The sequence below is a fragment of the Paractinoplanes toevensis genome (assembly GCF_018332695.1).
In the GTDB taxonomy this organism is placed as follows: Bacteria; Actinomycetota; Actinomycetes; order Mycobacteriales; family Micromonosporaceae; genus Actinoplanes; species Actinoplanes toevensis.
The window spans coordinates 59,454-72,837 of record NZ_BOQN01000102.1 but is presented as its reverse complement, the minus strand read 5'-3'; the positions used below and the strand labels follow the sequence as shown (position 1 = coordinate 72,837).

Below are 13,384 nucleotides of genomic sequence, written 5' to 3'. Positions count from 1 at the left end.
GCGCAAAGCTGGCCGCTCGGGTCCGCGCGTATGGGTGAGCAGCGCAACCGGTTGCGCGAGAGGCGCGGCACGTGCCGGTGTTGCACTGCGGTCGCGCCGGCTCGGCGGTCGGGTGCTGGTGCGTTTGTGGACGTTGTCTCGCGTACCGGAAAAAGAGCGCGACCTTCCTCACCCTCCTCGGATGAGGCGGGCTGTGCGCCCGAAGGGTGAGCATCAGCCGAGGTCAAGGAGGTGTGGACATGTTCGGATCCCGCCGGGTGGCCCGGCGCACCAGCAGGAGAACGGCTCGCCGGGTGACCCGGCGCCGCCGCTGATGCAGCCCGCGGGCGCGGCCGGGACGTGCGACCCGGCCGCGCCTTTCGATGAGCAGGAGAAGCCGATGGACACCCTGACCCCACCCTTCCATGTCCTGTCGGTCGACGAGGCGCTACAGGCCGAGCAGGTCGACCAGCAGTCCGGCCTGAGCAGTGCCGAGGCCGATCGAAGACGCGAGAAGCACGGCCCCAACAAGTTCACCGAGGGCCGCAAGGAGCCGTGGTGGCGGTCCTTCGTCCGGCAGTTCGCCGATCCGATGCAGATCGTGCTGCTGGCGGCCGGCATCGGCAGCATGGTCCCGCTCAAGCAGTGGGGCACCGGCATTCTGCTGATCGCGCTCACCCTGCTGAACGCGGCCCTGGGCCTGCACCAGGAGGGCAAGGCGGCGGCCGCGATCGGCGCCCTGCAGAAGATGATGATCGTCAAGGCCAAGGTCCGCCGCGACGGCACCCTCGTCGAGCTGCCCGCCGAGGAACTCGTGCCCGGTGACGTCGTGCTGCTCGAGGCCGGTGACCTGGTGCCGGCGGACGGGCGGCTGCTGCGGGCCGCCACCCTGGAGATCGACGAGTCGGCGCTGACCGGCGAGAGTCTGCCGGTCAGCAAGAGCGTCGAGCCGATCGGCGTCATCGAGACCGACCTGGGCGACCGGGCCGACATGGCCTACATGAACACCAACGTCACCCGGGGCGCCGGCGAACTGCTGGTCACCGCGACCGGGATGGCCACCGAGGTCGGTCACATCTCCGGCATGCTGCAGAGCGAGAAGCAGGACGACACGCCGCTGACCCGGCAGCTCGGCAAGCTCACCAACCAGATCCTGGTGATCTCCGGCATCGCCCTGCTCGCGTCGGTGATCATCAACCTGGCCCGGGGCAACGAGTTCAACGTGGTCTTCACGGCGGCCATCGCGTTCGCCATCTCGGCCATCCCGACCGGCCTGCCCGCGGTGGTCACCACGATCCTGTCGCTCGGCACCACCACGCTGGCCAAGGCCAACGCGATCGTGAAGCGGCTGCGCTCCACCGAGACGCTCGGGTCCACCTCGGCGATCAACTCCGACAAGACCGGCACGCTGACGCTCAATCAGATGACCGCCACCGAGATGACCATCCCGGGCCGGCGGTACGTCGTCTCGGGCAGCGGCTACTCCACCGACGGGACCATCAAGCGGGTGGCCGGGCAGCCGGACGTGCCGCTCGACGACTTCCTGCTGCCGATGGCCCTGGCCGCCGACGCTGTGGTGCGCGACGGCACGATGATCGGCGACCCGACCGAGGGTGCCCTGGTGGTGCTGGCCGAGAAGGGCGGCATCGACGTGGCCGCCACCCGGGAACGCTACCCGCGGGTGGCCGAGCTGCCGTTCGACGCCGCGTACAAGATGATGGCGACCTTCCACCGGATGACCACGACGGACGGCCGGGAGGTGGTCCGGGCGTACGTCAAGGGCGCGCCCGACCAGCTGCTCGCCCGCGCCGCCCGGGTGCCCGGCCCCGACCTCGCGCTGCGCACGGTCGACGAGGATTTCCGCGCCCGCTATCTCGACGAGAACGAGCGGCTCGCCGCGCAGGGCCTGCGGGTGATGGCCACCGGCAGCAAGGACTTCGACCCGGCGGCCTTCGACGCCGGCGGTGACCTGCTCGCCGCGCTCGACGGCCTGACCGTGCTCGCCCTGGTCGGCATCGTCGACCCGCCCCGGACGCAGGCGAAGGCCGCGATCGTCGAGGCACACGCGGCCGGCATCCAGGTCCGCATGATCACCGGGGACCACGCGGTCACCGCCGCCGCGATCGCCGGCAAGCTCGGCATCCGCGGCCGGGTCATCACCGGCGCCGACTTCGCGGCGATGACCGACGCGCAGGCCGACGAGCAGATCGACGACATCGGCGTGATCGCCCGGGTCACCCCGGAGCACAAGGTGCGCCTCGTCGAGGTGCTCAAGCGCAAGGGCCACATCGTCGCGATGACCGGCGACGGGGTGAACGACGCGCCGGCGCTGAAGAAGGCCGACATCGGCATCGCGATGGGGATCACCGGCACCGAGGTGAGCAAGGAAGCCGCCGCGATGATCCTCACCGACGACGACTTCGCGACCATCGTGAAGGCCGTGCGGCTCGGCCGCGAGCTCTACGACAACCTGAAGAAGTACATCTTCTTCCAGATGGGCGTGCTCGTCGGCATGGTGGTCACGTTCCTGAGCGCCAGCATCTTCAACATCGCGGCCGGCGTGCCGTTCGTGCCGCTGCAGACGCTGTGGCTGAACTTCACCACGCAGGTGTTCCAGTCGGTCGGCCTCGGCTACGGCAAGGGCGACCCGGACATCATGGAACGGCGGCCGCGCCGCTCGGACGAGCCGCTGCTCAGCCGGTCCGCGCTCGGCTGGCTCAGCATCGTCGGCCTGGTCATGGGCATCAGCACGCTGCTGGTGATCTGGTGGGCCGACCGGGAGTGGAACCTCGACACCGGCCGCACCATGGGCGTCACCGCGTTCGCCTTCATGAACCTGTTCTTCTCGTTCACCGTCCGCAGCGACACCCGCTCGGTGTTCAGCCTGGAGACGTTCAACGACCGCCGCTTCGTGATCACCAGCGGGATGTCGCTCGTCGCCATCTTCCTGGCCACCCAGCTCGACCTGCTGCAGCGGCTGCTCGGCACGACCAGCCTCAACGCCGGGCAGTGGCTGATCTGCCTCGGCTCGGCCCTGACCGTCATCGTCGCCACCGAGCTCCGCAAGGTCGTCCTGCGCCGCCGGCTCACGGCGTGACCGGCGGCCCGGTCAGCCGGACGCTCGCCTACGTGCTGGACGCCCTGGTCGTGGCGGTGGCCGCGGCCGCCGTCGTAACCGGGCTCGGCATGGTGGCGTCGGTGGTCGGCAGCGAGGCACGTGACCTGGCCCGGGCGGTGACCGCCGCGTACCTGGTGGTCCTGCCCGGGCTGTTCGCGCTGTACTGCGCGGCGTTCTGGGCGCTCGCCGGGCGTACCCCGGGAATGGCCGTCCTCGGCCTGCGGGTGGTCGGCCTCGGCAACCGGCGGATCCGCTGGTCCGCCGCGCTGCTGCGGGCCGTGCTGCTGGCGTACTTCCCGATCGGCGCCCTGTGGCTGCTCGTCGACCGCCGCCACCAGGCCATCCACGACAAACTGGCCCGGACCTTGGTGGTCCGGGCCAGTCATTGAGCGGTCACCAGGTCGGTCACGACGGGTCCTTCGGGTGGAAGGCGCCGAGCTCGTCGGCTCCTTTCTGAACGACACCCCAGCTGGACTCGGGCAACGGCTGCCAGGCGCCCTTGAGCTCGCCCAGTGGTTCGGAGACGACGATGCGGGTCTCGTCGGACACCCGGCTCAGCTGCTCGTTCTCGGGGTAGAGGGCGCGCAGGGCGCTCACCGCCGTGCTGACGTACAGCGTGCGGCTGTGGCGTTCGCTGGAGTAGCGGAACGCCCACACCCGGTCCCCGTCGGTGGTGCCGACGGTCATCTGCAACGGGTCTGCGATCCCGTGGGTGCGGGCCACCGCCTCGACGAAGCCGGCCATCCGCTCGACCGCGTTCACCGGGTCGTCGCGCAGGCCGAAGGTCAGTGCGAGGTGGAACATCAGCTCGGAGTCGGTGGAACCGGCCACGCCCGGGAACAGCTCCGGGTCGACTGCGAACAGCAGGTCCCGCCGCAGCCGGCGGAAGCCGCGGATCGCCCCGTTGTGGCACCACAGCCAGCGGCCGTAGCGGAACGGGTGGCAGTTGGTCTGCTGCACCGGAGTGCCGGTGCTGGCCCGGATGTGCGCGAGGAACAGCCCCGACGTGGTGACCCGGGCGAGTTCGCGCAGGTTGACGTCACCCCAGGCCGGCCCGACCCCGCGGAACAGGGCGGGAGCGGGCTGGTCGTCGGGGCCGTACCAGCCGACGCCGACCCCGTCGCCGTTGGTGGTCTCCACCCCCATCCGGGAGTGCATGCTCTGGTCGATCAGCGAATAGCGGGGCTTGTAGAGCAGTTCGTCCAGCCCGATCGGCGTTCCGGAATAGGCCAGCCACCGGCACACGGCGGTCCCCTTTGCTCGGAGTCCAGGTCAGGGTGCGCGCCGAGGGTCCGGGTGCTCCTCATCCCGGGAGAATGAACGCCACTGGCGCAACTGGGCGTGCACGGCGTCGGCGCTGTTCAGCTCCACGCCGACCGGCCAGGCCCGGGGGTGGATGAGGACGGGACGGTTCTGCGGCCCGCCGAGGCCGCCGTGGCAGCCGACAAGCTCCTCGAACGCGGCGACCTCGCCGGTGACCGGGTCGTACACGCTGTTCACCAGGATGTCCGGGGTGTGCTCGAGACGGTCGTGCCGGCGCAGGTCGCCGGCGGCGCGGTCGCCGAAGCCCAGCAGCGGGTCGGCGCCCTCGACGCGGTCGTCATCGAGGTAGTGCCGGCCATGCCGGCCGAGGACGACCGGGCCGTCCGCCCCGGAGCGTACGGCGATCCAGCCGATGCCGGGGTGGGCGACGAGCCGGTCGAGCAGCCCGGGGTCGTTCTCCTCGATCTGTTCCATGCTCTGCCGGCCGGGCCGCCGGGCCAGGTAGATCAGGCCGAGGTTGCCGGAGGCGAGCACCACGTGCTCCGGCCGCAGCTCGCCATCGCCGTGGCCGGGCGAGTCGGCGGCGGACGGCAGCAGACCGGCCCGCAGCGCTTCGGCCCGCCCCTTCTGCTCGTCGTCGACGGTGCCCGTGGCCGGTGCGACGACCGTGCCGCGGACCAGATCGTCCAGGCCGATGCCGTACCGCTGGCGGAACGTGGCGCCCTGACTCTGGCCGTGGTCGGAGAGCACCACGAACTCGTACGGCCGGGGCGCGGCCGCCGCGACCTCTTCCAGGTTGGCGAGCACGCCGTCGATGCCCTCGAGCGCCGCCAGGGACTCCGGCCGGGCCGGGCCGGCGTGGTGGGCGATCTCGTCGTAGTCGACGAAGTCGCAGTAGATCACCGGGGCGCCGCGCATCAGGTGCTCCGCCATGATCGCCAGGTTCAGGTGCCGGAGCAGCACGTTGGTGACGCCGCGCAGCAGCACGTAGGAGGGTGCCCGGCGGATCCGCGGCTCGATCCGGCGCAGCCGTTGCCGGCGGGCCTGGTAGAGCTCCTTGACCACCTCGCCGAGGGTCAGCACCAGCGAGCGGGTCAGCCCGAACGGGTCGAGCAGGTAGGCGCTCACATAGCGGGCCGGCCCGCGCCGCGCCCGGGCGGTGCTCATGGTGAGCAGGCTGGTCGGCGCGTCGCCGGAGAACACGTTGCTGACGCTCACCCCGCCGTCGGCCAGCAGCCCCTTGCCGTCCGAGAACCGGGCCTCGACCTCGGCGGCGTCGGCGGGCCGGTTCGTCACGATCAGCCGGCCGGCCGGTTTCTCGTACCATCGGAACGCCGGAACCCGGTCGCTCGCGCCGTGCAGCAGGCCCGCCTGGCTGGCCGGCGTGGTCGCCGGCAGCTGCGCGTGCCACTCGGTGAGGAGGTGGCTCCCGGAGCGCAGCCACCGGCCCAGCGTGGGCAGGTTCCCGGCCTCGACCGCCCAGTGCGCGAGGGGCGCGGAGAGCCCGTCGATCTGCACGATCACCAGGCCGGGCACGGCGGTGGGCGACACCTCGCGGCGGAACCGGCGGTTGACCCAGAGCAGGTGCCGGGTGACCGCCTCGGTGCGCCCGGCGGTGATCAGCCAGAGTGCCGCGCTCATCAGCCCCGAGTAGATCCAGGACGCCCAGAACGCGGTCCAGAACCCGTCCACGTGCATCCCCGGGGTGATCGCCAGGGCCGCGTACACCAGCGCGGCCTGCGCCAGCAGCCAGCCGGCCAGCACACCCGCCCAGCCGATCCGCGCCATCAGGCCGGCGATGGCCGGCCGCAGCACCATGCCGAGCAGGCCCAGCAGCAGGGCCGCGGCGAGGACCGCCCAGCCGTCGTCCGCGGACAGGCCGGGCAGCAGGGCAACGGTCAGGGCGAACGCCACCCAGCCGAGCGGCAGCAGTTTCATGTCAGGCCGGGCGCCGGCGCAGCATGAAGGCGAGGACGACCTCGGAGGCACCCACCACGAGGCTGCTGACCCCGGCCAGGATCACCAGGGTGGCCAGCGACAGGCCCGGGGTGAAGACGAAGACGGTGCCGGCCAGCAGCGACAGCACACCGAGCAGGATCAGGGCGATCCGCTCGCCGCCGTCGCGCTGCACCCCGATGAGCACCGCGCTGAGTCCGGTGAGGATCCAGGTGATCGCGAAGAGCAGCGCCAGCAGCACCAGCCGGGTGACCACGTTGCGGAGACAGATGATCCCGGCGACCAGCACGATGATGCCGACGATGCCGGACAGGACCCGGCCCACGATGCTGACGCCGGTGCCGGGCAGGAACGCCCCGATGATCCGGGCGGCACCGGCGACGAAGAGCCAGATCCCGGCCAGCGCGGCCATGATCCGCAGGCTGATGTCCGGCCAGACCAGCACGGCGACCCCGAACGCGACACCGAGCAGGCCGGTGATCAGCACCGTCCACCAGGGAAACGGCTGTTCTCGGGTCTCGGCGACCGCGGTGTTCCACAGGCTGGGTGCGGAGGTGTCGGCCATCGGCCTCCCCTTTCCGGTACGAGGTGAGCACCAGCAAACGCCTCGGCGGCGCCCGTGGTCGTCATCCCGGTCGGGTGAGGGCTTTCTAGATGAGGCCGATCTGGCGGGCCCGGACCACCGCCTCCCGCCGCCGGGCCGCGCCCAGCTTGCGGTAGATCGAGCGCATGTGCGCCTTCACCGTGTTGATCGAGATGCTGAGATGGCCGGCGATCTCCCCCGCGGTGAGCACGGTCGGGAGGTATCGCAGCACATCCCGCTCCCGTTCGCTGAGCACCTCGGACGGCGCCGGCTCGGACGTCTCCTCGGCCAGCACGCCGACCGTGGGCAGGTCCTGCTCGTCGAGCCAGCGCCGCCGGTCCAGCAGGGCGTTCATCCGGCGCGCGTCGAACCGGCGGAACGGGCGGCGGATGCCCTCCCGCTCGGCGGCCTGCACCGCCCGCGACAGCGCGTCGATCGATCGATTGCCGTGCCCCTCGGCGTCGGCCGCGAACGCGGTGGCGATCCAGGCCGTCACCGCCGCGACGTGGTTGGTGCCCTCCCGCACCCGGGCCAGCAGCACCTCGGCCTCCTGATGGTTGCTCACCGCGAGGTGGGCCCGGGCGGTGCAGACCTGCTCGGCCTGGGTGAGCGTGCCGCGCGGCGGCGCCGGCCGGTAGCGGGCGATGATCTCGCGCGGGCTGCCGAGAGCCAGGTCGGTCTCCGACTCGGCCAGGCTCAGCCAGCGGTCGAGCAGCGGTGCGACCAGGGTCGGCGGCGCCTCCTCCCGCGCCTGCTGCAACTGCGAGCGGGCCGCGGCCGGCTCGCCCGACGACAGCAGCAGATAGGCGCGCACCAGCGCGGTGACGACCGCCATCACGGCGGACGGTTCCTCGCCGCCGGCGTGCTGGCCGCGCCGCAGCGCCTCCTGTGCCTCGGCCACCCGGTCGTACTCGAGCTCGATCAGGGCCAGGGTGAGATTGGCCAGTCCGGCCTGGGCGGAGCTCTCGAAGCCGTGCCGGCGAGCCAACTCCAGGGCGGCGACCACGAAGCCGGCCGCCTCGCGCAGCGAGCCCTGCAGAAAGACCAGCAGCGCGAGATGCGCCAGGGCGCTGATCTCGATGAGCGTGACCCCGACGCTGCGGGCGGCGGTCGCGGCCGCCCACAGGTAGCGGTCGGCGTGGTCGGGTTCGTCCAGCCAGAGCAGGCCGGACCCCTTCTCGTCGAGCGCGATGGCCCGGTAGTGCAGCAGCGACGGCAGCTGATCGAGGCGGAGCGCGCTGAGCTCCTTGAGGGTGTCGGTGGCCGCGCCGACCAGCCGGGGCATGTTGCCGGGCCGCCAGAACCGCAGGCCGGCGTCCATGAGCTGCAGCGTCAGGCCGGTGGCGACGCTCAACCCGGCCGGCGACCGGACCAGGGCGAGCATGCCGGCCGCACCGGTGCGGTCGCCGCTGTCGTAGCGCACGGCCGCCGCGCACAGGGCCAGTTCCGGGGTGTCCGCATACCGCTCGACGGGGACCTGGCGCAGCACGTCGATCAACCGGGCGCGCTCGCCGGAGAGGACGGTGACGATGACGTGGTCGACACACAGCCGGCCGAGCAGGTGCCAGGCACGGGCGGCGGCGGCATGCCGCAGGGAGTCCATGATCGACTGTTCCCGGGCGTACCACTGGGCGGCGATCAGGTGCAGTTCCGCTTCGGCACCGGGCCGGTCGAGGGCGAGCTGGTGGTGCAGTGCCTCGCGCAGCAGCGGGTGGTAGCGGAACCAGCCGGGCCGCGCCGGGTCGCGGGCGACGAACGCATTGGCGTTCTCCAGCCCTTCGAGGATGCGACGGCTGTGCGTCTCGCCGGTCAGCGCGTCGGCGAGCGGGCCGCAGACCGTCTCGGTGATGCTGGTGTGCAGCAGGAACGTCCGCGTCTTCGCCGGCAGCGCGGACACCACCTCTCGAAACAGGTAATCGGTGATGGCCCGGACCTCGCCGTGCGTCTGTCCGGCCAGCATCTGCAGGCCGACCACCCAGCCGTCGCTGCGGTCGAGCAGCTCGGCCAGCTGCTCGGCGGGCAGCCCCTGGTGGCGCACGACCGGCAGTTCGGCCGCTTCGGAAGCACGGAACGCGAGATGCCGGGCTCGTATCTCGGTGAGGTCACCGGCGGCGCGGAACCGGTGCAGCGGGAGGCTCGGCTCGCTGCGGCTCACCAGGACCAGGCGCAGCGACGACGGCGGGTCGTGCAGCAGCATCGACAGTCCGCCGATCACCCGCACGTCGTCCACCTCGTGGAAGTCGTCCAGCACCAGCACGACCGGCACGTCCAGCGCGTCCAGGCCGGACCGGAGCGCTCCCGCCTGATCCCCGGTCCGCAGGTCCAGCCGGTCGAGCGGGGAGCCGCAGGGCACCGCACCGGCCTGGCGCAGGGCCTCGACGACGTCGGACCAGAACACCCGCGGGTCGTTGTGCCGGGAGTTGAGCGCCAGCCACCCGACCCGCCCGGTTGCGGCCCGGTCCTCGGCCCAGGCGGCGACCAGAGTGCTCTTGCCCCAGCCCGGCCCGGCACAGACCAGCGTCACGGCCCGGCTGACGCCGGCGTCCAGCATCTCCCCCAGCCGGCGACGTGGCACCAGGGACTGCCGGACCGCAGGGCGGCCCGTCCGGCTCGGTGACGTGATCCATCCGGTCTCTCTCACGCAATAACCACCCCCGCGGTCGCGACCCGCCGGCGGCCATGAGCAAAACTCCGAGCGACGACGATCGCCTTCACGGACTGCCACGCGCGCCGCCGATTTCGCCGTGGTCCTCTGTGGAATCGCCACGGCTCGCGAGTGACAATGCATTCTCGTCGTCCTGCGTGAATTGCGTACCCGCCCGACAGCCCAGCACATTACCTATCGGGAACGCAACCGTGTGTCATAGCTTGGCTGCCGGGCGTCGCTGCCGACTCATCCCACCGGTATGAAGCCGCGAGCACGCACGGCGGGCGATCCTCACGACGATGCTCACTCTGTGTCCACCCGCAAGGAGGAGTCGTGACGAGGTCCACCGGTGCCCCACCACTGCCCGAGCGACGGCTGCGCCACCCGGTCGAGGTGCCGCTGTTCGTCTTCATGGTGGTGCTCAACGTCCTCATCATCCTGGCGATCCTGAACGCCGCGGCGACCCTGCCGTTCGTACCGGAATCGGTCCGCGAGTCGGACTGGGGCACCGCGATCCGCTCGGCCTTCATCGGATTGCTCCTGCTCATTCCCGGTCTGGTCATCGTGCGCGAGACCCAGCGGGCGGCGGTCCGCGGCGGCGCGGTCGAGCTGTCGCCGCGGCAGTTCCCGGACATCTACCGGACCGCGGACGAGTTCGCACACCGGCTCGGCCTGCGCCGCCGCCCGGTGATCTATCTGGGTAACGGCAACGGCGCGCTGAACGCGTTCGCAGCCCAGGCGACCGGCCACGACTACGTGGTGCTCTCCAACGAGCTGTTCGCGAACCTGTACAACAACAACCGGGACGGGCTGCGGTTCATCCTCGGCCACGAGCTCGCCCACATCCGGCTGCACCACGTCTCGCTGTGGTACCAGCTCTCGGTGGGGTACTCGCAGCGCATCCCGCTGCTCGGCCCGGCGCTGTCCCGGCTGCGCGAGTACTCCTGCGACCGGCACGGCGCCCACCTCTGCCCGACCGGCGCCAACGGACTGATCGTGCTGACCGCGGGCCGGTACGTCGAGAACGACGTCGACGTGGACGAGCTTCTCCGGCAGGGGCAGCGGCTGCACGGGTTCTGGACCGGGATGGCGCAACTGCCGATGTCGCACCCGTTCACCGTGCGCCGGCTCGAGCACCTGTTCCGGCTCGGCCTGCTGCACCGGCAGGTGAGCGAGGCCAAGGCGCAGGCCTGAACCACGGGAACAACGCCGGCCGCCGATGGTCTCCCTCCATCGGCGGCCGACGCCTCCTACCCCCGGAATCAGGTCTGCAGAATCCTCGACTTCTCCTGCTGGAACTCGGCCTCGCTGAGCACGCCCTGCGCCTTCAGCTCACCGAGCTGCTGCAACGCGGCCATCCGGGCCTGCGGGTCGTCCGCCGGCGGCTCGGGCGGCGGCTGCTGCTCGTACGCGTCGGCCTCCTCCTGCCGGGCCCAGCGGCCGGCCTGGCGGCGGGACACCCGGTTCGACACCGCGGTGGCGGTACCCGCGATCATCGCGGTCCGGGCCACTCCCCTGAGCAGTCCCATCATCAGCTCCTCACGTAGTCGGGCTCGGAGGCGTCCAGCGCCGCGAGCATCGCCTGTACCGGAATCCGGCCGCCGGCCACCAGCTGAGCGCCGGCCCGGCGCAGCGTGGTCGCGAGCGGCGCCGCCCAGGTGTTCTCGTAGACCAGCAGCACCGCGGCGCTGCCCGGCACGAGGGCTTCGGCCGCCTCGCCGAGGTCGTCGTTGCCGAGCATCCCCGAGGACGCGCCCTGGAACAGGGCCAGCCCGTCCCCGATCTGGGTGCCGTCCAGTTCGCTCACCGTGCCGTTCAGGCCCTTGCGCAGGAAGCGCAGGTCGAGGATGCGGATGATGTGCCGGTCGACCAGGTCGGCCAGCATCGGCAGGCCCTCACCGGTGCGGCTGCCCGGTGGGAACTCCACACACAGGTAGTCGACCGGGCCCATCTCCCGAATGTCGTCCATCGACCCTCTCCTTCATGTTCCGGCGATGCCGGCCAGCGCGTTCGCGCGTACCTCCTGGACCGACGGGATGTGCAGCAGGGCCAGGAGGGTGCCATCGGTACTGGAGACCTCTTCGGCGAGGTCGCTCACCCACAGGTGCTGGACGAGGACGGCGAGGGCGTCGGTCTCGTGGTCGACCAGCGCACCGACCTCGTCGATGTCGGTATCGGTGATCAGCCCGGTGGCCAGGCTGGCCAGGGCCACCGGGTCGCCGCCCAGGCCGGGCAGCTCGTTGAGCTCCACCCCGCAGGCGCCACCGACCGCGTCGGTGCGGACGACGAGCACGTCGACCACCCGTACGCCGGGCGCGCTCCCCAGTCGATCCAGCGTCGCGATGACGCCGTCGTTGAGGCGGGGCGCGGGGAAGGACAGGACGATGAGTTCCAGCGGACCCAGTGCCATGTCCTCAGCATGGGCCGCGCTCACTCACCGGGAATCACCCGCGACGGATGAGCGGGAAGGAACGCGGCGGCCAGCAGGCCGAGCAGCGAGATCCCAGCGAGCAGGCCGAGGGCGATCGCGAACGGCGCGCCGCCCGGGTCGGCCGCGGCCACCAGGACCGATCCGGCGATCGCCACGCCCAGCGAGGAGCCGAGGTTGGACACGCTGCGGGACAGCCCGGAGATGTCGGCCTGGTCCTCGTCGCCGAAGCTGGACTGCACGACGTTGACCGAGGCGGTCAGCATCACGCCGACGCCGAAGCCCATCAGGAACAGGCCGGGCAGGAACGTCCACACCGGCGAGTCGGCCCGGACCAGCAGCGGGACCAGGATCATCCCGATCGTGGTGATCATGAAGCCCCAGCGGACCAGCAGCGCCTGCGGCCGCCGCCGGGCCATCCGCCCGGCCACCGCCGAGGCCAGCAGCACGCCCACGGTGGCCGGGGTGAGCAGCAGACCGGTACGGACGGCGTCGTAGCCGCGCACCTGCTGGATGAAGACCGAGATCACGAAGAACGAGCCCTGCAGGATCAGCCACTGCACCAGCTGGGTGGCCAGGCCGAGGTTGGAGACGCGGTTGCGGAACAGCCGGGGCGACAGCAGCGGCTCCCGGCCGGACCGTTCCCGCCGGCCGAGGTAGGCCAGGAACAGGGCCAGCACGGCCAGGCCGGCCAGCACCGGCAGGAAGACCTGCCAGGAGAACATGCCGTACGTCGAGGCGAACAGGATCCCGGAGACCAGCAGGATCAGGCCGGCCGCGGACAGCACGGCCCCGCCCGGGTCGAACGCCGGCACCGGCCCGGTCCGCGCCGGTTCGACGATGCGGCGGCCCAGCAGCAGGATCACCGCGACCACCGCGAACTGGAGCAGGAACGAGGCCCGCCAGCCGAACGCGCTGGTGACCAGGCCACCGATCAGCGGACCGGACGCCGAGCCCAGCCCGGCCGCGCCACTGACCAGCCCGAAGTACCTACCCCGGGAGGCCACGTCCTCGAAGGCGACCGTGATCAGGATGTAGATGGGCGGGATCATCAGGGCCGAGCCGATGCCCTCGAGGATCGAGTAGCCGACGAACATCACGCCGAGGCCCGGCGCCACCGCGGCCAGCAGGGCGCCCGAGCCGTACACGATCAGGCCGAGGTTGAAGCAGAACTTGCGCCCCCAGATGTCGGTCAGCTTGCTCCCGGGGATCATCAGGGCGGCCATGGTGAGCGTGAAGAACGTGATGGTGGTCTGGATGCCGCCGACGGTGGTGCCGAGGTCGTCGGCGATCGTGCTGATCGCGACGTTCATGTTGCTCGCCGCGTAGCTGGCGATGAACTGGGCGAGGGCCAGCGGCAGCACCATGGTGCGCGCCGCGGCCCCCGTGGACCTGGTTCCGGTCACGGGG

General features: G+C 71.6%; 11 protein-coding genes. 3 read left to right on the top strand and 8 right to left on the bottom strand.

Going from position 1 to position 13,384, the window contains the following annotated elements:
* Nucleotides 1-379 precede the first annotated feature (379 nt).
* Both Ato02nite_RS38530 and Ato02nite_RS38525 read left to right on the top strand, forming a co-directional pair.
* Nucleotides 380-3,076 (top strand): cation-translocating P-type ATPase, encoded by a 2,697-nt coding sequence (locus Ato02nite_RS38530; RefSeq protein ID WP_213011630.1) that lies wholly within the window; start codon nucleotides 380-382, stop codon nucleotides 3,074-3,076.
* The gene (locus tag Ato02nite_RS38525) at nucleotides 3,073-3,486 is read left to right on the top strand and encodes an RDD family protein (protein WP_213011629.1); all 414 of its coding nucleotides are present in this window, start codon (nucleotides 3,073-3,075) and stop codon (nucleotides 3,484-3,486) included. Before Ato02nite_RS38530 ends, Ato02nite_RS38525 begins: the two co-directional genes overlap by 4 nt.
* Nucleotides 3,487-3,502: 16 nt before the next feature.
* Here Ato02nite_RS38525 and Ato02nite_RS38520 read toward each other — a convergent pair whose 3' ends face one another.
* The 4 genes from Ato02nite_RS38520 to Ato02nite_RS38505 all read right to left on the bottom strand — a co-directional run bounded on the left by Ato02nite_RS38520 (nucleotide 3,503) and on the right by Ato02nite_RS38505 (nucleotide 9,540).
* Nucleotides 3,503-4,342: a class II glutamine amidotransferase gene (locus tag Ato02nite_RS38520; RefSeq protein ID WP_213011628.1), complete on the bottom strand. Its 840-nt coding sequence runs from the start codon at nucleotides 4,340-4,342 to the stop codon at nucleotides 3,503-3,505.
* 27 nt (nucleotides 4,343-4,369) lie between these two features.
* Nucleotides 4,370-6,298, bottom strand: coding sequence for a phage holin family protein (locus Ato02nite_RS38515; RefSeq protein WP_213011627.1), 1,929 nt, complete (start codon nucleotides 6,296-6,298; stop codon nucleotides 4,370-4,372).
* 1 nt (nucleotide 6,299) lies between these two features.
* Nucleotides 6,300-6,881, bottom strand: a complete 582-nt coding sequence (locus Ato02nite_RS38510) for an HdeD family acid-resistance protein (RefSeq protein ID WP_213011626.1) — start codon at nucleotides 6,879-6,881, stop codon at nucleotides 6,300-6,302.
* A gap of 85 nt (nucleotides 6,882-6,966) precedes the next feature.
* Entirely contained in the window at nucleotides 6,967-9,540 is a 2,574-nt protein-coding gene (locus Ato02nite_RS38505; RefSeq protein WP_246607942.1) for a winged helix-turn-helix domain-containing protein, read from the bottom strand.
* A 339-nt stretch (nucleotides 9,541-9,879) separates the two neighbouring features.
* On the opposite strand from Ato02nite_RS38505, the gene Ato02nite_RS38500 reads away from it, so the two are divergent.
* Nucleotides 9,880-10,740 (top strand): M48 family metallopeptidase, encoded by an 861-nt coding sequence (locus Ato02nite_RS38500; RefSeq protein WP_246607941.1) that lies wholly within the window; start codon nucleotides 9,880-9,882, stop codon nucleotides 10,738-10,740.
* Nucleotides 10,741-10,808: 68 nt separating this feature from the next.
* Here the strand turns inward: Ato02nite_RS38500 and Ato02nite_RS38495 are convergent, their stop codons facing one another.
* From Ato02nite_RS38495 to Ato02nite_RS38480, 4 genes are read right to left on the bottom strand one after another with little or no spacing between them, the layout of a single operon-like run.
* Nucleotides 10,809-11,075, bottom strand: coding sequence for an SHOCT domain-containing protein (locus tag Ato02nite_RS38495; protein ID WP_213011625.1), 267 nt, complete (start codon nucleotides 11,073-11,075; stop codon nucleotides 10,809-10,811).
* A gap of 2 nt (nucleotides 11,076-11,077) precedes the next feature.
* A complete protein-coding gene (locus Ato02nite_RS38490) occupies nucleotides 11,078-11,515 on the bottom strand; it encodes a DUF6325 family protein (protein ID WP_213011624.1) in 438 nt (145 codons plus the stop codon).
* Nucleotides 11,516-11,527: 12 nt separating this feature from the next.
* The gene (locus Ato02nite_RS38485) at nucleotides 11,528-11,956 is read right to left on the bottom strand and encodes a DUF6325 family protein (RefSeq protein WP_213011623.1); all 429 of its coding nucleotides are present in this window, start codon (nucleotides 11,954-11,956) and stop codon (nucleotides 11,528-11,530) included.
* Nucleotides 11,957-11,976: 20 nt separating this feature from the next.
* On the bottom strand, nucleotides 11,977-13,380 hold the full coding sequence (locus Ato02nite_RS38480) for an MFS transporter (RefSeq protein ID WP_246607940.1): 1,404 nt from the start codon (nucleotides 13,378-13,380) through the stop codon (nucleotides 11,977-11,979).
* Between the last annotated feature and the right edge of the window lie 4 nt (nucleotides 13,381-13,384).

Coding starts and splice junctions, on each gene's coding strand:
- Ato02nite_RS38510 (WP_213011626.1), bottom strand. CDS start 6,881: ATGGCCGACACCTCCGCACCCAGCCTGTGGAACACCGCGGTCGCCGAG.
- Ato02nite_RS38490 (WP_213011624.1), bottom strand. CDS start 11,515: ATGGACGACATTCGGGAGATGGGCCCGGTCGACTACCTGTGTGTGGAG.
- Ato02nite_RS38530 (WP_213011630.1), top strand. CDS start 380: ATGGACACCCTGACCCCACCCTTCCATGTCCTGTCGGTCGACGAGGCG.
- Ato02nite_RS38515 (WP_213011627.1), bottom strand. CDS start 6,298: ATGAAACTGCTGCCGCTCGGCTGGGTGGCGTTCGCCCTGACCGTTGCC.
- Ato02nite_RS38485 (WP_213011623.1), bottom strand. CDS start 11,956: ATGGCACTGGGTCCGCTGGAACTCATCGTCCTGTCCTTCCCCGCGCCC.
- Ato02nite_RS38495 (WP_213011625.1), bottom strand. CDS start 11,075: ATGGGACTGCTCAGGGGAGTGGCCCGGACCGCGATGATCGCGGGTACC.